Genomic DNA, 20,472 nt, shown 5'->3' with positions numbered 1-20,472 from the left:
GGCCGGACACGGTACGCCGTGGCGGTTCGGACGTAATCGGCTCCGTGCGATCATGCCGGCATGAGCGACCGATCCCACCTGGGGCTACGCCGATGGTCCGCTACAAGGTGACCAATCATGACGAACGAGCTCGATCCTGGCAGGTGGAACCGTTGGGGGACGTCATCGACCTCGAGCCGGGCGACACCATGACGGTTGAGTACGAGCATCCGCAGGAGCTGACCTTCGAGGTTCTCCTGCACCCGGAGTGCGAGCAGATGTGGGTTGAAGCACCCGGCCTGAACTGGCCCCGCGATCTCGAACACAACGATGTGACCGTGTGGCCGGATCGAAACGCGTCGCCGGGCGATATCGCCAGTTCGTGCGTGTGTTGCCGGCTCGGCCGACACTTCCCGCCGACGGCCGGATAGCGGGGAACGAACGATTTCGTCGGTACGCTCGTGGTTGTGGGCGGGGACCTGTTATTGCTGATCGTCACCATCGGCCCGTTGGTGTTGTTCGGGTGGGCGGCTGTTCGGGCGAAACATCATGGAATCGGGGGGTCGTTCGCCGGGCCGTTTCAGGAGATGTTCGACCCCGGTGCGGCCCGGGCGCAGATCGTCGTCGAGGAGCGGGCCGAACTGCCGGATCCGGCGGACTCCGGCGACCCGGATGACGACGATGCGCCGAACACAGCGGTGTACAAGGGTGGGCGTTTCTACTTCCAACCTGGTAACGCCCGGCGGCGCCCAGGTAACGGGACCACCGGGCAGGCTCGGTGAGCACCTGCCGGGCGATGCCGACTCCGACAAATCTCTGCCGGCCGCCCTCACGGTATGAGGGCCGCGTACCGATGTGCGGGCGGTGGCCTGGGTCGTCGGCATATCATGGCCGCATGCCGGTGTCGCGGATCGAGGAACCCGACCTTCCCGAGTTCATGACCTGGGAAGAACTCGAACAACTGCCGGAGGATATCGCCCAGCAGATCGAGCTGTGGAACGGTCGTGTGGTGTGGGTGCGCCGCGGGCCGGCCGAGCATCAGATGTTCACCGTGCGCATGCGCAACGCAATCGAACGTTGCGCGCGTAGATCTGTCTCGGAGAACCCGGAGACGTGCTGGCGGGTCAACGTGGAAACCGACGTCTTTCTCGGCAGCAACGGTAAGTCCGATTTCCTCACTCCGGATTTCCTGGTGCACCGTTGTCTGGAATCCCCGTATCAGGATGTCAGGGCACCCGACACACTCCTTGTCGGAGAAGTGCTCTCCCCGTCGAACACGCAGTCGGATATGGAAGCCAAGAAGAGCCGCTACGCGGGCGCGGGAATCCCCTGGTATTGGGAGGTGACCCTGGCGCGCAACACCAGTGCGATCGCTGTGGTGCGGGCATACGCGCTGGAGACGGGTCACGCCGAACTGCCGCCCGGGGTGCGTCCGCTGCACCGGTCCAACTACCTCATGGCCGGCGAATGGACTCCCGCCGACGAACGCGGGGTGCGGATCGAATTCCCGTTCCCGATCACCATCGACTGGGCCGAGCTCGAATACTGACCAACTCGTCTCGGGCAGCGATCCGGACAGGCGACTATTGGACCGGCACGTTCGGGAGTGGCTTGGGGAAGCCGAACGGGCGTCGTGTCATGAATATGAGTAGTCCCGAGAAGCCGCGGGCTGTATCGATATCCCTATGCCCAGCACCCTTGTCGAAGTTCGCAGAGAATACGACCGCGCCACCACGACGGCGATTATCGACGCCGTTCACGATTCCTTGGTCGCGGCGTTCGAGATTCCGCCGGCGGACAAGCATGTCCGGTTGGTGGTTCACGAGCCGGAGCGTTTCGCCGTACCGCCGACGCTCGCGTCACCGGAGTACTACACGCTCGTGACCGTCGACTGTTTCGCCGGTCGTACGGTGGCGGCGAAACGGCGGCTCTATCGCGAGGTCGTGGATCGGCTGGGCGCGTTCGGTGTTCCGCGCGATCATGTGACCATCGTCGTGCGGGATCTGCCGACCGAGAGCTGGGGGATCCGGGGCGGACAGGCGGCGTGCGATGTCGATCTGGGGTTCGACATCACCGTCTGAGCGATCGCGGCATACGGCGAATCGAGCCTGTCGGCGTTGCCCCGGATCTCCCGGTGGCATCGGGTCAGGCTGTGTACCGGTATGCCGGGTAGGTGAGGTAGCCGGTGGCGCCGCCCTGGAAATAGGTTTCCTGGTCGGCGGCCGCGAGGGGGAGGGCGTTGCGGAGTCGTTCCACCAGATCGGGGTTGGCGAGGAAGGCGCGGCCGAAGCTGATGAGATCGGCGCCGGCGGCGAGCCAGCGGTCGGCGTCGGAGGGTCCGGCGGGGGTGGGGCCGGAGGGATGGACGGGGTTCATGATCAGGGTTCCCGGCCAGGCACGGCGCAGATCCAGCAGGACCGCGTCGTCGGTGGTGGCCTCCAGGTGGATGTAGGCGAGATCGAGCCGGGCCAGTTCGTGCAGGAGCGCGGCATACAGCTCGGGGGTGTCGATTTCCTCGACTCCCCAGAACCCGCCGCCCGGCGAGAGGCGGATACCTGTTCGGGCGCCGCCGATCGCGGCGACCGTCGCCGCGACCGCTTCGACGGCGAACCGGATGCGGTTGGCGATCGAACCGCCGTAGCGGTCGGTGCGCAGATTCGCGTTCGAGGACAGGAACTGTGAGATGAGATAGCCGTTGGCGCCGTGCAGTTCCACACCGTCGAAACCGGCGTCCATCGCGCGCCGTGCCGCCTCGGCATACGATTCGGCCTGGCCGGGGATCTCGGCGGTGCCGAGGGCCCGGGGCAGCGGTGCGGGGATGCGGCCGGAAGGGGCGAAGACGTCGCCCACCGCGGGTACCGCCGAGGGGCCGACGGGCTGCATTCCGGTGGTATCGGGGTGGGAGACCCGTCCGCCGTGCATGATCTGCGCGAAGACCCGGCCGCCGTTGGCGTGCACCGCCGCGGTCACGGGACGCCAGGACCCGGCCTGTGCGTCGGTGTACAGGCCGGGCGTTCCCGGATTGGACTGGCCGACCGCGTTCGGCTGGACGCCCTCGGTCACGATCAGCCCGGCGGTGGCCCGCTGGGCGTAGTAGGTCGCCATCTCGGGTGTCGCGAGACCGCCGGCGGCGGCGCGGACCCGGGTCATCGGGGCCATCACGGTGCGGTTGGGCAGGATCAGATCGCCGAGCCGGTAGCTGTCGAAAAGGGTGGTCATCGGGGACTCCTCGGTGGTCCGGTGGGTTCGTCGGCTACCGTAAAACCTGACGTCCATGTCAGAGGCAAGCGCTGTGGCGCGGGTCACGAAGGAGATCGGGATGCGAATCGGGGAGTTGGCGGCCCGGACCGGGGTCAGCGTCCGGTCGCTGCGCTACTACGAGGAGCAGGGGCTGCTCGGCAGCACCCGCAGTCCCAGCGGGCAGCGGCATTACACGCCCGAGCAGGTCGATCGGGTCGAGTTCATCCAGCGGATGTATGCCGCGGGGCTTTCCAGCCGCACGGTCGCCGAATTGCTGCCCTGTGTCGAATCGCCGAGCGAGGAGACCTCCGACGCGGCGATGGCGCGGATGGAACTGGAACGCGACCGGCTGTCCGCGCATATCGACGAACTGATCCACACCCGCGACGCCCTCGACCGGCTCATGGCCGTGAACCGCGCGCATCGGGCGACCCTGACGGGCGGGTGACCGGCGCGCGACAGCCGCCGACTCGGTGCCGGTCTTCCGCTATCGGTAGGCGCGGTACAGCGATTCCGCGACACATACCGGCCGGTCGAGGCCCTCTCCCTCGAAGGTGAGGGTGGTGCGGACCTGGATTCCGTTGTCGATCGCATCGACCGCGACGATCTTCAGCCGCAACCGGAATCGTGTGTCCACGGGGAGCGCGCCCGGAAACCGGATCCGGTCGACGCCGTAGGCCACCGCGAAGGTGAATCCGGTGAGCCGCCACAGTGTGTCGAGCAGGCTCGGCGCGGCGGCCATGAAGTAGTAGCCGTGGCCGATGGTGGAGCCGTACGGGGTGTCCCGGGCGAAGCCGGGGTCCACGTGCAGGGGGTTGTGATCGTCGCTGGCGTCGGCGAATTCATCGATTCGCGGCTGGGTCAGCAGGCGCCACTCCGAAACCGCTTCCGCGCCCGCGTGGGTGGCCGGGTCGTCGTTCGCGTCGATAACGATCATGATTCGAGGCGCAGGGTCGCGACCAGGACGCTGTGCGCGGGAGAGCCTTCCGCGCGGGGGAACGGGGGCGGCAGGGTGACCTGCTCGCCGGGAAGTACCCGCGGTTCGGTGAGCCGGTAACGGGCACCCCGGTGGATGACACCGGCGCCGCCCGCGGCCCGGATATTGCGCACCCAGTCGGAATCCGGGCCGTAGTTGAGGACGACCGAGATCTCGCCGTGGGCGACGAAGGCCATCACCGGGGTGCGGTAGTCGGCGCCCGATATGCGGCCGGTGTGTTCGATCACCGCCATGAAGGGGAGCCGGGGCGCCCAGAGTCGCTGGATGGGATTGGTGACCCGCCGGTTGAATCGTGCGAGTACCCGCATCGCGCGCGGGCCCGCGAACGCCGCGATTCGCATGGCGCCCGCGGCAACGGCGTTGGCCGCCTTGTCGGTCCACATATTTTCTCGTCCCCCGAATTCCGCGACCCGGTACGGTCGCCCGATGCGGTGTCCCGGGCGACCGCGCGAGCTTCCTGGCGGTGCGGTGCCGGGACGTAGCGGACTCCACCCTGCCACGGAACCGCGGAACCGGACAGGGTTTCCGAGCCCGGATCCACCCGGTTCCGCGACGGTCGGCCCGGTGGGCTCACCGGACCGGTGCGCCGGTGGGGCCGGGCGGGGGATCGGGTCTGCCGAACAGGGGCGGGGGTGTGCCGATAGGAACGATGCGGGCGCCCGACCAGGGGCACCGGGTGCGGCTGTCGCGGGGGTGGTCGAGGATCAGATCGTCCAGAACGGCAATATCGGGTCCGGGGCACAGGCCCGGGCAGGCGATCGCGGAGACCGGTCCGGTGAGGTTCTTGCGGATGACGATCCGAAGTTGCCGCAGGGTGATCCACGGCCCCTGCCCGCATCCGCAGACGGCGCTGCCGGTGACTTTCATTCCGGCCCAGGGGCATTCGCCGGGAACATTGCGCCAGTGCTCCGCGATCCGGCCACCGGCGAGGGTGATGCCGTGCAGGCAGTGCAGGGTTTCGGGGCAGCGGTAGCGGCCGGGGCCGGATGCCGCGCGCAGCATGCCGGTATGGATCCAGGGTTCGTTGCGGCAGTGGCAGGGTGGCTTTCCGAGTGGCATCGGTGCTCCCCGCGCTCAGCGGCGACCGGGGCCGGGCCCGGCGGTCCGGGGCGGAATTCCGGGGTGGCCCGGGAGACGCGAGGTGGCACCCGGGGGCTGGTCGGATAGCGCGCGCAGCCCGGAGGCGACGCGTTCGAGGATTGCCGGATCGGTGTATTCGGGCGGGTCCAGCAGCCGCAGGGTGGCGGCCATCGCGCGGTTGACCGGGCTTCGGGTGGGCAAGCGGGGACGATCATGGTGCATCGGGTGACCTCGTATGTTCATGGATTCGTCGAGCCGGTCGCGGGAACGCGAACGGCGGTCCTGCCGAGATTTACCCCTGCTAAACTGCAGGGGCGGAGTGGGTGAAGCTGTTTATGGGGGGTAAACAGCATGCTACGGCGGTCCGCCGCTCTCGTCAAGGCGGCCACTAAACTCACGGCATGGGTGGCGCAGATGAATTCGAGCAGGTCCGTTCCGACCCCGATCCGGTACGCCGGGCCCAGCGGGCCACCGAATTGATCACGCGCTATCAGCAGCGGGCCACCGAACTCGCGCGCCTGCGCAAGGAAGCGATCGAAGAGGCGCACCGGAACGGGTTGAGCTACACCGAGATCGCGGAGTTACTCGGAGTCACCAAGGGGCGCATCAGTCAGATCAAATCGGGCGCGCCGCCCGCCGAGCGCGCGTTCTTCGGCGTCGGACCGGTCGCCGTCGGTATTCCTCGCGGGAACGCGGACAGCGACGGTGCCGCGGCGCCGGACCCGAGCGACGAAGCGGCCCTGGAACTCATCGAAGCCACGCTGACCCGGTTATCGCTCACCTCCTCGCGGTTCGCGATCGAACCCGACGACGCGGAGGTCCCGGGCGGTGACGCGGTGGTGATCTGCGGGCCCGAATCGGCGCCGGTGGCACAGCATCTGATCGACACCGACGACGCCCTGGGGTTCGAGAACGTCGACGGCACCTGGTATGTCGTCGAGAAGGAGTCCGGCCGGCGGCTGAATTCCGCCAGCGATTCCGGGAACCGCGTGGATATCGCGTTTCTCGGCCGCCGTGAGGATCAGGGCCGCGTGATCGTCCACATCGCCGCGCTGACGGGAGCCGGGTCGCTGGGCGCCGCGCGGTGGCTGGACGGCAACCTGGACTCGCTGTACGAGCCCTCGGCGACCGCGACCAGTGCGGCGATCGAATCCGAGGTCGGTGCGGAGGGTTCGGTCCTCGCCAGCCGTGCGGTCGCGGGTCCGTTCACCACCCGAAGCCGCTGACAGTCGCCCGATCCGGGTGCGGTCGTGGATCATGGACGCCGTGAGCGAAACCGATCTTGTGGACGTGACCGTCAGCGGACCCGACGAGGAGTGGCTGGCCGAGTTCACCCGCCGTCTCGTCGCCGACCGGCTGGCGGCCTGCGGCAATATCCTGCCCGATGTCCGGTCCATCTACCGGTGGGAGGGCGAGGTGGAGGACGCCTCGGAAGCGGTGGTGGTACTGCACACCCGCGCCTCGCTCGTGGACGCCATCGTCGAACGTGCCAACACCGAACACCCCGACGAGGTGCCGCAGGTGGTCGCGGTGCCGGTGGCCGGGATCAATCCGGCCTACGGTCAGTGGGTCCTGGACGAGACCGCGAACTGATCCGGGCGCCCGCGGTCGGTACCGGGTTCCCGGTGCGACCGCGGGCCGCCGCCGCATCCCGGCCGAATCGGGTCAGATCCGGCCGAGATCGATCGTCACCGGAAACGGGGCGGTTACCTCGACGATCCCCGTGAACATCGCTCCGGTCCGGTACGACCCGGTCGCGGGGTCGAGGATGTAGGTGTAGATCAGCGGAACTCCGGTCGCCGTCTGCTCGATTCGCCAGTAGAACGTGATACCGGCCTTGGCGTACTGCTCCACCTTGACGATCCGGTCGGTTGTCTCCGAGCCCGGTGAGACGACTTCCGCGACCAGAAGTACGTGTTCTGGGCGGGTCGGTGTGATATCGATCGTGTCCGCTCGATACACCACGACATCCGGGCGCCGGTTGTTCAGTGGTACGTCCCGCAGCCGGACATCGAAGTCCGTGTCGGCGTTCCAGTCCGGTCCCGCGGCGGCGTCGAGCGCGTTCGCCACGATGCGAGCCGGTCGATTGTGCCGCTTGGACGCACTCGGGCTCACGACGACCATTCCGTCCACGATTTCGATCCCCGCACACTGCTCCTCGGACCAGGAGTCGTATTCCGTCACGGTGATCTGCTGGTGCATCCATGCCGGGGTCATCGTCTCGGCCGTCATGACGCTCCTCCCGGATACCGTCGGGCGGGCACTGTCCCGCTCTGCGCAGTGTACTGCGCGGGTACCGCGCACGACCGGTGGTGAGGGCCGGGCCCGTGCGGGACGGTCAGCGGTGGACCAGGCTCGCGTACTCGGGGTTGCGGCCGATGAACTCGTCGACGTACCAGCAGGTGGCCAGGACCGCGAAGCCGGCGTCGCGGCTTTCGTCGAGGGCGTACTTCACCACCTGAGCGGCCACCCCGCGGCCCCGGAACTCGGGGAAGGTGATGGTGTGCTGGAAGTTGCGGACCTTCGGGCTCTCGGTTTCCGCGTAGTCGGCGTATCCGGCGAGGGTGCCGTCGAGAAAGATCTCGAAGCGGGTGTCGGCGGCGTTGTGGCGGAGTTCGGTGGTCACAGTGTGTGGAACCCCGCCGGGGGCGGGGTTTGTTCCGGAATCAGAGGATCGCGCCCGGGTTGAGGATGCCGTGCGGGTCGAGGGCGTCCTTGATCCGGCGGGTCAGGTCCATCACCTCGGGGCCCAGCTGATCCGGTAGCCACGCTTTCTTCAGGCGGCCCACCCCGTGCTCGCCGGTGATGGTGCCGCCCATGGCGATGGCCAGATCCATGATCTCGCCGAACGCGCGATGGGCGCGGGCGGTCTGGCCGGCGTCGTCGGGGTTGTAGACGATCAGGGGGTGGGTGTTGCCGTCGCCGGCGTGCGCGATCACCGATACGGTCACCTCGTTGCGATCGGCGATCTCGGCGATACCGGTGACCAGTTCGCCGAGGCGGGGGAGCGGGACGCCGACATCCTCGAGCAGCAGCGGGCCGATTTTCTCCACCGCCGGAATCGCGAAGCGCCGCGCGGCGGTGAACGCCTCGCCCTCTTCCGTATCGGCGGTGTGGAAGGCCTCGGTGGCGCCCGCCGCCCGGCAGGCGTCCAGCATGATCTCCGCCTCGTGGGCGGCGTGTTCGCCGGGGGCGTCGGAACGCGCGACGAGCAGGGCGGCCGCCGCACGGTCCAGGCCCATCCGCAGTTCGTCTTCGACGGCGTTGATCGCCACGGAATCCATGAACTCGAGCATCGCCGGACGCAGCGCCCCGGTGATCGCGAGAATCGCCTCGGTCGCGGCGGTCAGGGTCGCGAAGGTGGCGACGACGGTGCTCTGCGCGGGCTGTGCGGGCAGCAGGCGCAGGGTGAGTTCGGTGATCACACCGAGTGTGCCCTCGCTGCCGACGAACATCTTGGTCAGCGACAGCCCGGCCGAATCCTTGAGGCGGGGCCCACCCAGCCGCACCACGGTCCCGTCGGCCAGCACCACCTCCATCCCGAGTACGTAGTCGGTGGTCACGCCGTACTTCACGCAGCACAGACCGCCGGCGTTGGTGGCGGCGTTCCCGCCGATGGAACAGATCTCGAAGGACGAGGGGTCCGGCGGGTACCACAGCCCGTGCTCGGCGACCGCCCGTTTGACCTCGGCGTTCAGCAGGCCGGGCTGGACGACGGCGGTCCGGGTGACGGGGTCGACGCTGATCTCGCGCATCCGTTCGGTGCTCAGCACGATCCCGCCGTCCACGGCCGTCGATCCGCCCGAGAGCCCGGACCCGGCGCCGCGCGGCACCACCGGTACGCGGTGATCGTTCGCCCAGCGCAGGGCGGCGCTGATATCGGCGGTGCCGGTCGCCCGGACCACCGCCGCCGGGGTCCCGGCAGCCGGATCCTTGGCCCAGTCGTGCCGGTATCCGGCGAGCAGGTCCGGATCGGTGAGTACCGTGCCCTCGGGCAGTCGGTCGATCAGTTCACGCAGGTCCACGTCCTCACGCTAGCCGTTCCGGAGCGACCGGCGGGCCGAGTGCTGCTCCGTGCGCCGGTCGTTCCGGTAGCGGACTACCCGAGATCCGCGGCCGTGGCCGCGACCGCCGCGTGGACCTCTTCCTCGACGAGGTCGGCGTTGATGACCGCCCCTGCCATGGCGCCCGCCGCGGCCGCCGCGCCGACCTGCGCGGTCAGCTCGGTGACATTGCCCGCGACCCAGACCCCGGGCACATCGGTGCGGCCGGTGGCGTCGGCGGAGATATGACGCCCGACTCCGGCCGGGTGTTCGACCGCGGTCAGGCCCAGGGTGTCCAGGAAACCCGCCCGGGCGACCATCCGGGTGCCGACGGCGACCACGTCGCGGGCGACGACCGTTCCGTCGGCGAGGCGCAGTCCGGTGATTCCGGTGTCGCCGTGCTCGACTGCGGTGACCTTCTCGCGCACCACGCGGATCCCGCGGGCGATCAGTCGCGCCGCCTCGTCGGCGGTGGGTTCGGGGCCGTCGTGGACGAAGAAGACGATATCGTCGCTGAGCTGGCGGAACAGCTGGACCTGGTGCTGTGACATCGGACCCGTGTTCAGCACGCCGATGGCCCGGTCGCGGACCTCCCAGCCGTGGCAGTACGGGCAGTGCACGACATCGTGACCCCAGTGTTCACGCAGGCCGGGGATATCCGGGAGCTCATCGGTGAGTCCGGTGGTCACCAGCAGGCGCCGGGCCCGCACGCGGCGGCCGTCGGCGAGGCCGATCGTGAACCCGTCGTCGTCGCGCACCGCCTCGGTGATCTCCCCGGACACCACCTGCCCGCCGTATCGCCGGACCTCGTCCCGGCCCAGTGCCACCAGCTCCGCGGGCGGCATACCGTCGCGGGCCAGTAACCCGTGCACCCCCTCGGCGGGTGCGTTGCGCGGCTGTCCGGCGTCGATCACCACCACCGACCGCCGCGAGCGCGCCAGCATCAGCGCGCCGTTCAGGCCGGCCGCCCCACCGCCGGCCACCACCACGTCGTACGAGTTCTCCAGTTCCTCGGTCACCCTGACCACCTCCTTGCCGACGACTATCCGCACAGCGCGAACTATTGGCAAGGAAATTTGCTCCAATGGCAAAACGTGGGGTGACGCCCGGCCCGGGGGGGGCGCCGGGCCACGATCCTCGGCGCACGGCTCCCCGGGTACGCGGAAAGCGCAGGTGCCCCGCCGTTTCCCGGCTGCTCACCTGCCGGTCACCTGGCCCTGCGAGGCTGGCCGCGTGCAGGGACTGGCGACCGACCCCGAGACCTGGGCCAGCCGATTCGCCCGCTGGTGCGAAGCCGTGGTCGCCAGGTTGCCCTGGGGGCTGGACCGGACGGTGCCGCCGACCTTCCTCGGTTTCGCCCTCATCAACAGCTTCACGTTCGGCGTCGATCTCCTCATCCTCACCGGGATGCGCAGCGGACTCGGGCTGCCGGGCTGGTTGTCGGTTTCGGTGGGATACATCTGCGCGTTCGCGCTGGCGTTCTATCTGAACCGGACCCTCAACTTCCGCTCCCACGCTCCGGCCGGGCGGCAGGCCGTGGTGTACACCGTGGTGGTCGTGATCAACTACCTGGCCTTCATCCTGGGCGTCGGCGCGGGACTGGCGGCGCTGGGCGTGCAGTATCACGTGTCGCGACTGGCGGCGGGCGCCTGTGAGGCCGTGTACATGTACTCGGCCATGCGCTGGGTGGTGTTCCGGCGCCGCTGATCGCGGGTGCCGGGCGGCCGGTGCGGGGAGGATCAGCCGGTGCGCAGCCGCAGTTCGCCGTCGGCGCGGATGAGCACATCGGCGTCGGTGAGTGCCCAGTGCGGGGTGTGCGCGGCCCGCAGCCGGGCGGCGAGGGCGTTACCCGCGCCGTCCGGATCGGTGAGCGAATCGATATGCGGGACGATCATCCGGTCGACCAGGCCCAGGCCCTCCCAGAGCGGCTCGATTCCGCAGACCGGCCGGACCTCGGCCGGATCGTCGGAGGTCTCCAGGCCGCGCAGGTGCGGGCCCAGAACGCAGGCGCCGGCGCTGTACCCGGCGTAGGCGAAGGTATCGGCGGCGAGCAGTTCCGGGATGATCCGGTCGGCGCCGCTGCGCGCGAACTGGGCCCGCAGCACGAAGGTGTTCCCGCCGCGCACCCAGACCGCCGGGAAGCGCCGCAGTGTCGCCTCCAATTCCGCCGGACGCCCGGCGTACTCGCGCAGGTCCACCTCCTCGGGCAGGTATCCCTGCTTCCGCAAGGGCACCATCTCGCTGGTCAGCGCCGCGTCGCGCGCCTGCGGCCACGAGTCGCAGGCATTCGCGATCACCGCGATCGGCCCCGGCCCGCGGGTCAGGGCGGCGAACTCGGCGTAATGCGCGCCGAACCGGTAGGAGGCCAGGAACAGTCGCATCTCAGATGGTGAAGGCGAGGTTCTCGACGATCCGGCGGCCCAGTTCGCCGTCGCCCTCGAAGGACACCCGGTCCAGTGCCTTCCCGGGATCCACCCGGCCTCCGCCCAGCCGCACCAGCAGGCCCGAATCGAGGGTGATCGTCACAGTCGGATCGGCGGTGGGTTCCGGGACATAGCCGGCCCGTTCGGCGACCTCGATATGCAGTGTCCGGGCGAGCGGCCCGGTCACCTCGACAGTGATCAGCGACCCGGCCGGCGCTTTACCCCGCTTGGCGACCACGCGCGGAAGCGACTGCGCGAATTCCGCGAAAGCGGCATCACCGCGCGGGCCGCCCTCGTCGACCGCGACGCCGAGTGCGTCGGCGATATCGAGTTCGTGCATCCAGCAGTCGAACAGCCGGACCCGCATGAACCGGGCATAGGGCACCTCGCCCACCGGTGACGGTCCGGGCGCCAGCCAGGCCGCCTCGTCCATCGCGATCAGCGCGGCGTGGCGACGTGCCGTCACCTCGCGGAAAAGGTCGAACAATCGCGCGCCCGGTAGCGGGCGCAGCCGCTGCAGCCAGATCTCGTTGAATTTCCCGATCTCGTTGCGGACATGCGGCAGTGTGGCGACATCGACGTCCGGCTCCCGCGGATCGCGCGCCGGCGGTTTCTCGCCGAGCAGCATCGATTCGGTGCCGATCACATGGGCCAGCACATCGAAGACGGTCCACCCCGGCAGCGGGGACGGTGTCCGCCACTGCTGTTCGGGGAGATCGCCGACCAATCCGGCGAGCGCGTCGAACTGCTCGGTCAGCAGCGCGGTCAGGGTTTCGCGGTCGGGTAGTCCGGTCATCAGGGGCCTTCCGTGGGCTGTTGGTTATCGCTCGCCAGGGCCGTGCGCAGGGCCGCGGCGACCTGATCGGGCCCGTGCGACCGGCGCAGCAGCAGTCCGGTCGCGAAGCGGAACTTGTCGCCGTGGTGGCGCGGGAGCACGTGCAGATGGACGTGGCCCACCGTCTGGAACGCGGCCTTACCATCGTTGATCAGCAAATTCGCGCCGTCCGCGCCGAATTCGGGCCCCTGTACCGCCCGGGCGATCCGATGACCCACCCGGAACAGGTCGGCTCCGGTTTCGGCGTCCAGTTCGGACAGATCGGTGGCATGTCGCTTGGGGATCACCAGGGTGTGCCCGCGGGTGATCGGCCGGATATCGAGGAACGCGCAGGCGATATCGTCCTCGTAGACCCGGTGCGCAGGCGCTGTTCCGGCCACGATCCGGCAGAAAACGCAGTCACTCACACCCGGGACTCTACGGCGTAAGGCGGCACCCGGGCCCCGGACCGGGCATCCGGATTCGCAAACTTTTCAAGCCAAGCGGCCGGTACGGCTCGATATGTCCTGTGAACAGTATTTACCTTTGTGAAAACTACCCCGGCCCGGAGCCGGATGTGACGGGCATCTCAGCTAATCTCACTTCGGCCGATGTACGGTTGCCAGGATTTTGGGCGGCCGCGTTCACGAACGCTGCCGCCCGGCGCCGTGATCGGCGGGCTGAGCACAGTAGGAGAGGGAAAACAGACAAGTGGAGACAACGCAGACCGTAGGCGATTCGTCGCCGCGCGGGGCGCGTGTCGGTGTCGTACGCGAAACCGGCGCGGGCGAGCGCCGGGTTGCCCTGGTTCCGAAGATCATTCCGACCCTGGTGAAACAGGGCGTGGAAGTCGTGGTCGAAACCGGTGCCGGGCTGGGCGCGCTCATTCCCGATACCGCCTACACCGAGGCCGGCGCCACCATCGGCGACCCCTGGTCGGCCGATGTGGTCGTCAAGGTCGCGCCGCCCAGCGATTCCGAAGTGGGCAAACTGTCCTCGGGGCAGACCCTCATCGGGTTCCTCGCGCCGCGTAACAGCGATAACCAGATCGACGCTCTGAAGAAGGCGGGGGTGCAGGCCTTCGCTGTGGAGGCGATCCCGCGGATCTCCCGGGCCCAGGTGATGGACGCGCTGTCCTCCCAGGCCAATGTCGCCGGTTACAAGGCGGTTCTGCTCGCGGCCTCGGAATCCACCCGCTTCTTCCCCATGCTGACCACCGCCGCGGGCACCGTGAAACCGGCGACCGTCCTGGTGCTGGGTGTCGGCGTGGCGGGCCTGCAGGCGCTGGCCACCGCCAAACGGCTCGGCGGTCGCACCACTGGCTACGACGTGCGCCCCGAGGTCGCCGACCAGGTGCGTTCGGTCGGCGCCCAGTGGCTCGATCTCGGTATCGACGCCGCCGGTGAGGGCGGGTACGCCCGCGAACTCACCGATGAGGAGAAGGCGAAACAGCAGCAGGCGCTCGAGGACGCGATCACCGGGTTCGATGTGGTCATCACGACCGCGCTGGTGCCCGGACGCCCGGCGCCGCGGCTGGTGACGGCGGCCGCGGTCGAGGGGATGAAACCGGGCAGCGTCATCGTCGACCTGGCCGGGGAGACCGGCGGCAACTGCGAACTCACCGAACCGGGCGAAACCGTGGTCAAGCACGAGGTGACGATCTGCTCGCCGCTGAACCTGCCGGCCACCATGCCCGAGCACGCCAGCGAGCTGTACTCCAAGAACATCGCCGCGCTGCTGGAACTGATGGTCACCGACGGGCAGCTGACCCCGGACTTCTCCGATCAGGTGCTGGCCGATTCCTGCGTCACCCGTGACGCCGAACCGACAACGAAGGCCGAATGATGTACAGCGAGCTCTTGGCGAATATCGCGATTCTGGTGCTGTCCGGATTCGTGGGTTTTGCGGTGATCTCCAAGGTCCCCAACACCCTGCACACCCCGCTCATGTCGGGGACCAACGCCATCCACGGCATCGTCGTGCTGGGCGCGCTGGTGACCCTGGGCCGGGTGGAGGATCCCTCCCTCGGGGTGCAGCTCATCCTGTTCGTGGCCGTGGTGTTCGGAACTTTGAACGTCATCGGTGGTTTCGTGGTGACCGACCGCATGCTCGGCATGTTCAAAGGCAAGAAGCCCGCCGCGGGTGCCGAGAAGGCAGGTAAGTGACCCATGGACAATCTGGTCGATATCCTCTACATCCTGTCCTTCGCGCTCTTCATCTACGGCCTGATGGGCCTGACCGGCCCGAAGACCGCGGTCCGCGGTAACTGGATCGCCGCCGCCGGTATGGCGATCGCCGTGATCGCGACACTGATCGCGGTGCGCGATTCCAACAACTGGATCCTGATCGTCGCCGGTCTGGTGGTCGGTGTCGCGCTGGGCGTGCCGCCCGCGCGCTACACCAAGATGACCGCGATGCCGCAGCTGGTGGCCGCGTTCAACGGTGTCGGCGGTGGCACGGTCGCGTTGATCGCGTGGGCCGAGTTCATCGACACCACCGGGTTCTCGGTGTTCCACCACGGCGAAGAGCCGACCGTGCACATCATCGTCGGATCGCTGTTCGCGGCGATCATCGGCTCGATCTCCTTCTGGGGTTCGCTGATCGCGTTCGGCAAACTGCAGGAAATCCTGCCGGGTCGCCCGATCGGGCTCGGCAAGATCCAGCAGCCGGTGAACCTGCTGCTGGCGGTGGTCGCCGTCGCCGCCGCGATCGTCATCGGCCTGGGCGCCTCCGACGGCGGTGTCTCGCAGTGGTGGATGGTCGGGCTGCTGCTGGCGGCCGGTGTCCTGGGCCTCATGGTGGTGCTGCCCATCGGCGGCGCCGATATGCCCGTGGTGATCTCGCTGCTCAACGCCCTCACCGGCCTCTCGGCCGCGGCCGCCGGTCTGGCGCTGAACAACACCGCCATGATCGTGGCCGGCATGATCGTCGGCGCGTCGGGCACCATCCTCACCAACCTGATGGCCAAGGCCATGAACCGCTCCATCCCCGCCATCGTCGCCGGTGGTTTCGGTGGCGGCGGCGGTACGGCGGCCGCCGGTGGCGCCGATGCCGGGAAACAGGCCAAGGCGACCTCCGCCGCGGATGCCGCGATCCAGATGGCCTACGCGAACCAGGTCATCGTGGTGCCCGGCTACGGCATGGCGGTCGCCCAGGCCCAGCACGCGGTCAAGGAGATGGCGGGTCTGCTGGAAGCCAAGGGGGTGGAGGTCAAATACGCCATCCATCCGGTGGCGGGACGTATGCCCGGTCATATGAACGTGCTGCTGGCCGAGGCCGAGGTCTCCTACGACGCCATGAAGGAAATGGACGATATCAACGGCGAGTTCAATCGCACGGATGTCGCCCTGGTCATCGGCGCCAACGATGTCACCAACCCCGCCGCGCGCGAGGACTCCGCCAGCCCGATCTACGGGATGCCGGTCCTCAATGTCGATCAGGCGAAATCGGTGATCGTGCTGAAGCGTTCGATGAACAGCGGGTTCGCCGGTATCGACAATCCGCTCTTCTACGCCGACCACACGTCGATGCTGTTCGGCGACGCGAAGAAATCGGTCGGTGCGGTCACCGAGGAACTGAAGGCGCTGTAGGTACTACCGCTGTCGGTATTACCGCTGTCGGCCCCGGTGCGGGCTCGGTCGATCCGAGCCGGCGCCGGGGCCTTCTCCTGTGCCCGCCGAGCCGGCGCCGGACGACGGCGCGCTCGCCGGGACCGGAAATTCGCTGGACCGCGTGGTGCCGCCGGGTCGATCATGGTCGGCGATGCCGGACCGCAACGAACCATTACGCCTGATCGAATTCGACAGCACCGCTACCGATCCCGCCGACGCGCTGCCGTGGTCGGCGATTCTCGACTCCTATTCCAACCCCCGCGATGTGCTCGATATGCTGCTGCACACGCTGTTCGGCCGGGGCGTGCAGCCGCACTACCGGAAGAAACAACTGGATCGGGTGCGTCCCGAGGCGCCGCTGCGGCCGGCGGGGTCGCGGATCTCCCGGTCGATCACGGAATCCGATTCGAGCTCGTTCCTCGTCCTGGGAGACGGCTGGACCCTGCGGGCCGATCGCTGGACCGATAAGACGGCGACGGTCGAGGTCGTCGCGACCAGCGACGAACTCGCGCAGCGGGTGCTCACCGAAGCGGTCCACGAGGCCGAGGAACCACCGGGCGACGAGCGGACCACGGTGAAGATGGGTTTCTGGCATTACGGCGAGCACGGGCCGAACCGGCGCGTCATGCCGGTGTCCACGCCGGAGTGGCCCGAGATCCGCGGCAACTACAGCCGGTCCGTGGCCGGTGCGTTCGATCGGCTGATGGCCCTGCGCCCGGACGATATTCGCGGCCGGTTGCTGCTGCTGCACGGCCCGCCCGGCACCGGTAAGACCACCGCACTGCGGTCGCTGGCGCGGTCGTGGTCGGCGTGGTGCCAGGCCGACTGTGTGCTCGACCCCGAGGTGCTGTTCGGTAAGCCCGGCTATCTGATGCGCGCGGCCATGGGCGCCGAAGGGGAGGACGAGGAGTCCGATCGCTGGCGGATGCTCATCCTGGAGGACTGCGACGAACTGATCCACGGTGAGGCGAAATCCACGTCCGGGCAGGGGCTTTCGCGGCTGCTCAATCTCACCGACGGCATGCTCGGGCAGGGACGCGATGTACTGGTCGCGATCAGCACCAACGAGGATCTCGCCCGGTTGCATCCGGCGGTCACACGGCCGGGCCGCTGCCTGGCGCAGGTGGAGGTCGGGAAGCTGACCGGGGCCGAGGCGCGGGCCTGGCTGGGCGATACACCCGGGGTGGTCCCGGGCGGGTGCGTCACCCTCGCCGAACTGGTCGCGCTGCGAGACGGCGCCGCGGCGATCGCTGTGCGGGCGCCGGACGCCGATGGCGGAATGTATCTGTAGACCCTGGTCACGACTGTTCCCGGCGGGCCGGGCGCGGCTATCGTTGGCGGGGTGGATGCATTGGCGGCCCTGCTCGAGGGCCCACGGGCGCGGGGTGCGTTCCTGCTGCGCTCGCTGCTCAGCCCGCCCTGGTCGCTGCGGATCCAGGACGAATCACCGCTCACCCTGGTGGCCATGATCCGCGGCTGGGCGTGGGTGTGCACCGAAGCCGGTGAGCGGCGCCGGATCGAGGCCGGTGACGTCGGAGTGTTCCGGGGCCCGCGCCCCTACACCGTCGCCGACGATCCCGGATCCGAACCGCAGATCCTCATCAACCCGGGTCAGGTCACCACGACGGTCACCGGCGAAGTCCTGTGCGAGACCATGAGTCTCGGAGTGCGGGAATGGGGAAACGATCCCGACGGCGAAACGGTGATGATCACCGGCGCCTACGAGCAGGTCGGCGCGGTGAGCCGGCGGCTGCTGCGGGCGCTGCCGGAACTGCTGGTGGTGCCGCGCGGCCGGTCCGACGAACGACTGCTGGGCCTGCTGGCCGACGAGACCGCCAAGGATCTGCCCGCTCAGAGCGTGGTCTTGGACCGGCTGCTGGACCTGCTGCTCATCGCGACCCTGCGGACGTGGTTCTCCGGTGACGAGGCCCCGCCCTGGTACCACGCCTACGGCGATCCGCTGGTCGGTAAGGCGCTGCGGCTATTGCAGCACAACCCGGCCCACGCCTGGACCGTGGCCGATCTGGCCCGTGAGGCGGGTGCCTCGCGGGCCGCGCTGGCGCGGCGGTTCACCGAATTGGTCGGGGAATCGCCGATGGCCTTTCTCACCGAGTGGCGGCTGGATCTGGCCGCCGATCTGCTGCAGGGCACCGACGACACCGTGGAGGCCATCGCCCGCCGGGTCGGTTACGGCAGCGCGTTCGCGCTGAGCACGGCGTTCAAACGGCAATTCGGGGTGAGCCCGCGCGACCACCGGCTCGGCGCCGTGCCCGCCGCGGTGCCCTCGGCCGGTTGACCCCGGTATCGTCGGCCGGGTGACGCAGCAGTATCCGGTGCTCTGGCCGGTGCCCACCCGGTGGGCCGACAACGACCACTACGGGCACGTGAACAACGTGACCTATTACGCGTATTTCGATACCGCGGTCAACGCCTGGCTCATCGACGCGACCGGCACCGATATCCGCGACCTTCCCGCGATCGGGATCGTCGCGGAGACCTCATGCCGCTTCCACGCCTCGCTGAGTTTCCCCGACAAGTTGCAGGTGGGTTTGCGGATCGCCCGGCTCGGCCGGTCCAGCATCACCTACGACCTGGCGATCTTCCGGGAGGCGGGTGTGGATCTGGAACTCGCCGCGACCGGCAATTTCGTGCACGTCTACGTGGACGAGCAGACCCGCAAGCCGGTCGAGATCCCCGAGGTCATCCGTAGCGCCGCCCGAACCCTGGTCCCCGAGGACTCGGGAACCTAGCGCGCGTACAGCACCGGTTCGCAGGCTCAAGCCCGGCGGATATCGCAGCGACGCACGGTGACGAGATTGGGCGTACCGTCCCGGCTGTTCCCGCGACCTGACAGCAGATCGCGCCAACCGGGCCACCCGCCGTCGCGACCGCGAATCTCCACCAGTCCGAAGATCAACTGGCCGATGCTCGCATGCACCAGTTTCGGCAGCAGAATCCGGTTCCCCACGATGACGACGAAGGGTATCAGTATCGCCAGCGAACTGAGACCCGGCGGGACCTGGAACTTCACGGCCAGAATGAGCACTACGGCGAGCCCCCCGAAGAACGAGCCGAACTGCAGGACGAAGTCGATCAAGGCGGCGAACAGGCCGCGCAGATCTCGCGGCGATGGATACCGGGTATCCCCTTCTGTGCCATGGTAACTCGGCAGGAAATCCGGCGTATTCGACAGCCCGAAGGCATCCCCCAAACTCATCGGCCGATGATGACACAACCCGTGGCGATCGCGCATCGTGAGCCCCTCGCCAAAGCCCTCACAGCCCTGATGCCCACGATCACTTCCTGGCTGGGTTCGGTGATCCAGGAGCACACACAGCCCGCGACAGCGTAGGCGGCTCTGCCGTATGAGTGGGTCACCAGGTCTGCTCGGGTTCGCGAGTTCGCTTCTCCGGTATCAGCTGCCGGGGTTTTCGAGAGCTGCTTGGAATCGGCGCATGCCGCGGATCCAGCGATCGTAGTCCGAGCCTTTGTTGCGGTACATCGTGAGGACTTCGGGGTGGGGGAGGATGAGGAATTCGCGGGCGGCGACCCCTCTCAGGACGGTGTCGGCAACCTCTTCGGGGGAGAGTACGGTGCCGGCGGACTTGACCGCCTTGATGGCGAGGCGGCCCGCCTCGGCGTTGTTCTCCGGGATCATTCCGTCGCGCAGCAGGGCCGTATCCACGCCCATGGGGCAGATACAGCTGACACCGATTCCCTGGTCGCCGTAGGTGATCGACAGCCATTCGGCGAAGCCGACGGCCGCGTGCTTGGAGACGGAGTACGGGGCGGAGCCGAGTTGGGTGAGCAGACCGGCGGCCGAGGCGGTGCTCACGAAATAGCCGCTGCCGCGTTCCAGCCAGCGGGGGACCAGGAGCCGGGCGGCGCGGATATGGGCGAGGGTGTTGATCTCCAGGGCGGCCGTCCACTGGGCGTCGGTGCTGTCGAGTCCCGCCCCGCCGCCGATACCGGCATTGGCGAAGTAGAAGTCGACGGGCCCGAACGACGACTCCGCGGTATCGATCAGATGCCGGATCACCTCCGGGTCGGCGGCATCGCCGGCGGCGGCGACCGCGGACGCGCCGATCTCCGCGGCCACCTGTTCGGCGGTGGCGGGGTGGAGGTCGGCGACGACGACCTTCGCGCCGTGGTCGGCGAGCCGGCGGGCGAGGGCGGCGCCGATACCGGAGCCGCCGCCGGTGACGATCGCCGTGCGGCCGGAGAAGGTGTCCGAGGCTGTCCCTGAGTTCTGCATGCGGGAACCATAGCCTTCAATGGGACATCA

29 protein-coding genes are annotated in these 20,472 nt (G+C 68.6%); 15 read left to right on the top strand and 14 right to left on the bottom strand.

Annotated elements, in window-relative coordinates; all coding sequences use genetic code 11:
• Positions 1-92: 92 nt before the first annotated feature.
• The 4 genes from ACZ6SF_RS20325 (at position 93) to ACZ6SF_RS20310 (ending at position 2,060) form a co-directional block, all read left to right on the top strand.
• Entirely contained in the window at positions 93-410 is a 318-nt protein-coding gene (locus tag ACZ6SF_RS20325) for a hypothetical protein (protein WP_466063728.1), read from the top strand.
• 36 nt (positions 411-446) lie between these two features.
• Positions 447-761: a hypothetical protein gene (locus ACZ6SF_RS20320; protein ID WP_466063727.1), complete on the top strand. Its 315-nt coding sequence runs from the start codon at positions 447-449 to the stop codon at positions 759-761.
• Positions 762-874: 113 nt separating this feature from the next.
• A complete protein-coding gene (locus tag ACZ6SF_RS20315) occupies positions 875-1,528 on the top strand; it encodes a Uma2 family endonuclease (RefSeq protein ID WP_466063726.1) in 654 nt (217 codons plus the stop codon).
• Between the two features lie 136 nt (positions 1,529-1,664).
• On the top strand, positions 1,665-2,060 hold the full coding sequence (locus tag ACZ6SF_RS20310; protein WP_466063725.1) for a tautomerase family protein: 396 nt from the start codon (positions 1,665-1,667) through the stop codon (positions 2,058-2,060).
• 64 nt (positions 2,061-2,124) lie between these two features.
• On the opposite strand, the gene ACZ6SF_RS20305 is transcribed toward ACZ6SF_RS20310, so the two are convergent.
• Positions 2,125-3,198: an alkene reductase gene (locus ACZ6SF_RS20305; RefSeq protein WP_466063724.1), complete on the bottom strand. Its 1,074-nt coding sequence runs from the start codon at positions 3,196-3,198 to the stop codon at positions 2,125-2,127.
• A gap of 100 nt (positions 3,199-3,298) precedes the next feature.
• On the opposite strand from ACZ6SF_RS20305, the gene ACZ6SF_RS20300 reads away from it, so the two are divergent.
• Positions 3,299-3,667: a MerR family transcriptional regulator gene (locus ACZ6SF_RS20300; RefSeq protein WP_466063723.1), complete on the top strand. Its 369-nt coding sequence runs from the start codon at positions 3,299-3,301 to the stop codon at positions 3,665-3,667.
• A gap of 39 nt (positions 3,668-3,706) precedes the next feature.
• Here ACZ6SF_RS20300 and ACZ6SF_RS20295 read toward each other — a convergent pair whose 3' ends face one another.
• The 4 genes from ACZ6SF_RS20295 to ACZ6SF_RS20280 form a co-directional block, all read right to left on the bottom strand.
• The gene (locus tag ACZ6SF_RS20295; RefSeq protein WP_466063722.1) at positions 3,707-4,156 is read right to left on the bottom strand and encodes a MaoC family dehydratase; all 450 of its coding nucleotides are present in this window, start codon (positions 4,154-4,156) and stop codon (positions 3,707-3,709) included.
• Complete coding sequence (locus tag ACZ6SF_RS20290; protein ID WP_466063721.1) at positions 4,153-4,599, bottom strand: nitroreductase family deazaflavin-dependent oxidoreductase; 447 nt, start codon at positions 4,597-4,599, stop codon at positions 4,153-4,155. The genes ACZ6SF_RS20295 and ACZ6SF_RS20290 overlap by 4 nt, the downstream gene beginning before the upstream one ends.
• A gap of 187 nt (positions 4,600-4,786) precedes the next feature.
• On the bottom strand, positions 4,787-5,275 hold the full coding sequence (locus ACZ6SF_RS20285; protein WP_466063720.1) for a hypothetical protein: 489 nt from the start codon (positions 5,273-5,275) through the stop codon (positions 4,787-4,789).
• A gap of 15 nt (positions 5,276-5,290) precedes the next feature.
• Complete coding sequence (locus tag ACZ6SF_RS20280; RefSeq protein WP_466063719.1) at positions 5,291-5,497, bottom strand: hypothetical protein; 207 nt, start codon at positions 5,495-5,497, stop codon at positions 5,291-5,293.
• Positions 5,498-5,697: 200 nt separating this feature from the next.
• Here ACZ6SF_RS20280 and ACZ6SF_RS20275 point away from each other — a divergent pair, with 200 nt between their 5' ends.
• Together ACZ6SF_RS20275 and cutA are read left to right on the top strand one after the other, a co-directional pair.
• Positions 5,698-6,522 carry a sigma factor-like helix-turn-helix DNA-binding protein gene (locus ACZ6SF_RS20275; protein WP_466063718.1) on the top strand — a complete coding sequence of 275 codons (825 nt, stop codon included), beginning with the start codon at positions 5,698-5,700 and terminating at the stop codon, positions 6,520-6,522.
• Between the two features lie 40 nt (positions 6,523-6,562).
• Positions 6,563-6,889: a divalent-cation tolerance protein CutA gene (gene cutA / locus ACZ6SF_RS20270; RefSeq protein ID WP_466063717.1), complete on the top strand. Its 327-nt coding sequence runs from the start codon at positions 6,563-6,565 to the stop codon at positions 6,887-6,889.
• A 72-nt stretch (positions 6,890-6,961) separates the two neighbouring features.
• On the opposite strand, the gene ACZ6SF_RS20265 is transcribed toward cutA, so the two are convergent.
• The 4 genes from ACZ6SF_RS20265 to ACZ6SF_RS20250 form a co-directional block, all read right to left on the bottom strand.
• Positions 6,962-7,528, bottom strand: a complete 567-nt coding sequence (locus ACZ6SF_RS20265) for a Uma2 family endonuclease (protein ID WP_466063716.1) — start codon at positions 7,526-7,528, stop codon at positions 6,962-6,964.
• Positions 7,529-7,634: 106 nt separating this feature from the next.
• The gene (locus ACZ6SF_RS20260) at positions 7,635-7,922 is read right to left on the bottom strand and encodes a GNAT family N-acetyltransferase (RefSeq protein WP_466063715.1); all 288 of its coding nucleotides are present in this window, start codon (positions 7,920-7,922) and stop codon (positions 7,635-7,637) included.
• 40 nt (positions 7,923-7,962) lie between these two features.
• The gene (locus ACZ6SF_RS20255) at positions 7,963-9,321 is read right to left on the bottom strand and encodes an FAD-binding oxidoreductase (protein ID WP_466063714.1); all 1,359 of its coding nucleotides are present in this window, start codon (positions 9,319-9,321) and stop codon (positions 7,963-7,965) included.
• Between the two features lie 74 nt (positions 9,322-9,395).
• A complete protein-coding gene (locus ACZ6SF_RS20250; RefSeq protein WP_466063713.1) occupies positions 9,396-10,391 on the bottom strand; it encodes an NAD(P)/FAD-dependent oxidoreductase in 996 nt (331 codons plus the stop codon).
• 190 nt (positions 10,392-10,581) lie between these two features.
• Here ACZ6SF_RS20250 and ACZ6SF_RS20245 point away from each other — a divergent pair, with 190 nt between their 5' ends.
• Positions 10,582-11,046, top strand: a complete 465-nt coding sequence (locus tag ACZ6SF_RS20245; RefSeq protein ID WP_466064076.1) for a GtrA family protein — start codon at positions 10,582-10,584, stop codon at positions 11,044-11,046.
• 32 nt (positions 11,047-11,078) lie between these two features.
• On the opposite strand, the gene ACZ6SF_RS20240 is transcribed toward ACZ6SF_RS20245, so the two are convergent.
• The 3 genes from ACZ6SF_RS20240 to ACZ6SF_RS20230 are packed head-to-tail and all read right to left on the bottom strand — an operon-like array spanning position 11,079 to position 13,004.
• Positions 11,079-11,720: a Type 1 glutamine amidotransferase-like domain-containing protein gene (locus tag ACZ6SF_RS20240; RefSeq protein ID WP_466063712.1), complete on the bottom strand. Its 642-nt coding sequence runs from the start codon at positions 11,718-11,720 to the stop codon at positions 11,079-11,081.
• A gap of 1 nt (position 11,721) precedes the next feature.
• Positions 11,722-12,558, bottom strand: a complete 837-nt coding sequence (locus ACZ6SF_RS20235; RefSeq protein ID WP_466063711.1) for a maleylpyruvate isomerase family mycothiol-dependent enzyme — start codon at positions 12,556-12,558, stop codon at positions 11,722-11,724.
• Entirely contained in the window at positions 12,558-13,004 is a 447-nt protein-coding gene (locus tag ACZ6SF_RS20230; RefSeq protein WP_466063710.1) for an HIT family protein, read from the bottom strand. The genes ACZ6SF_RS20235 and ACZ6SF_RS20230 overlap by 1 nt, the downstream gene beginning before the upstream one ends.
• A gap of 283 nt (positions 13,005-13,287) precedes the next feature.
• On the opposite strand from ACZ6SF_RS20230, the gene ACZ6SF_RS20225 reads away from it, so the two are divergent.
• From ACZ6SF_RS20225 to ACZ6SF_RS20200, 6 genes are all read left to right on the top strand, one after another.
• Positions 13,288-14,421, top strand: a complete 1,134-nt coding sequence (locus ACZ6SF_RS20225; RefSeq protein ID WP_466063709.1) for a Re/Si-specific NAD(P)(+) transhydrogenase subunit alpha — start codon at positions 13,288-13,290, stop codon at positions 14,419-14,421.
• Positions 14,421-14,741, top strand: coding sequence for an NAD(P) transhydrogenase subunit alpha part 2 (locus tag ACZ6SF_RS20220; RefSeq protein WP_466064075.1), 321 nt, complete (start codon positions 14,421-14,423; stop codon positions 14,739-14,741). Before ACZ6SF_RS20225 ends, ACZ6SF_RS20220 begins: the two co-directional genes overlap by 1 nt.
• 3 nt (positions 14,742-14,744) lie before the next feature.
• Positions 14,745-16,166, top strand: coding sequence for an NAD(P)(+) transhydrogenase (Re/Si-specific) subunit beta (locus tag ACZ6SF_RS20215; RefSeq protein ID WP_466063708.1), 1,422 nt, complete (start codon positions 14,745-14,747; stop codon positions 16,164-16,166).
• Positions 16,167-16,245: 79 nt separating this feature from the next.
• A complete protein-coding gene (locus ACZ6SF_RS20210; RefSeq protein WP_466063707.1) occupies positions 16,246-17,478 on the top strand; it encodes a DUF5925 domain-containing protein in 1,233 nt (410 codons plus the stop codon).
• A 51-nt stretch (positions 17,479-17,529) separates the two neighbouring features.
• Entirely contained in the window at positions 17,530-18,483 is a 954-nt protein-coding gene (locus ACZ6SF_RS20205) for a cupin domain-containing protein (RefSeq protein WP_466063706.1), read from the top strand.
• Between the two features lie 19 nt (positions 18,484-18,502).
• Positions 18,503-18,937, top strand: coding sequence for an acyl-CoA thioesterase (locus ACZ6SF_RS20200; protein ID WP_466063705.1), 435 nt, complete (start codon positions 18,503-18,505; stop codon positions 18,935-18,937).
• A gap of 26 nt (positions 18,938-18,963) precedes the next feature.
• On the opposite strand, the gene ACZ6SF_RS20195 is transcribed toward ACZ6SF_RS20200, so the two are convergent.
• Entirely contained in the window at positions 18,964-19,404 is a 441-nt protein-coding gene (locus tag ACZ6SF_RS20195; protein ID WP_466063704.1) for a hypothetical protein, read from the bottom strand.
• 6 nt (positions 19,405-19,410) lie between these two features.
• On the opposite strand from ACZ6SF_RS20195, the gene ACZ6SF_RS20190 reads away from it, so the two are divergent.
• Positions 19,411-19,539, top strand: a complete 129-nt coding sequence (locus tag ACZ6SF_RS20190) for a hypothetical protein (protein WP_466063703.1) — start codon at positions 19,411-19,413, stop codon at positions 19,537-19,539.
• Between the two features lie 63 nt (positions 19,540-19,602).
• Here ACZ6SF_RS20190 and ACZ6SF_RS20185 read toward each other — a convergent pair whose 3' ends face one another.
• A complete protein-coding gene (locus ACZ6SF_RS20185) occupies positions 19,603-20,442 on the bottom strand; it encodes an SDR family oxidoreductase (RefSeq protein ID WP_466063702.1) in 840 nt (279 codons plus the stop codon).
• Between the last annotated feature and the right edge of the window lie 30 nt (positions 20,443-20,472).

Source organism: Nocardia sp. NPDC049935 (assembly GCF_055586645.1).
The sequence above is the reverse complement of the archived record's forward strand: the minus strand, read 5'-3'. Positions and strand labels throughout refer to the sequence as shown.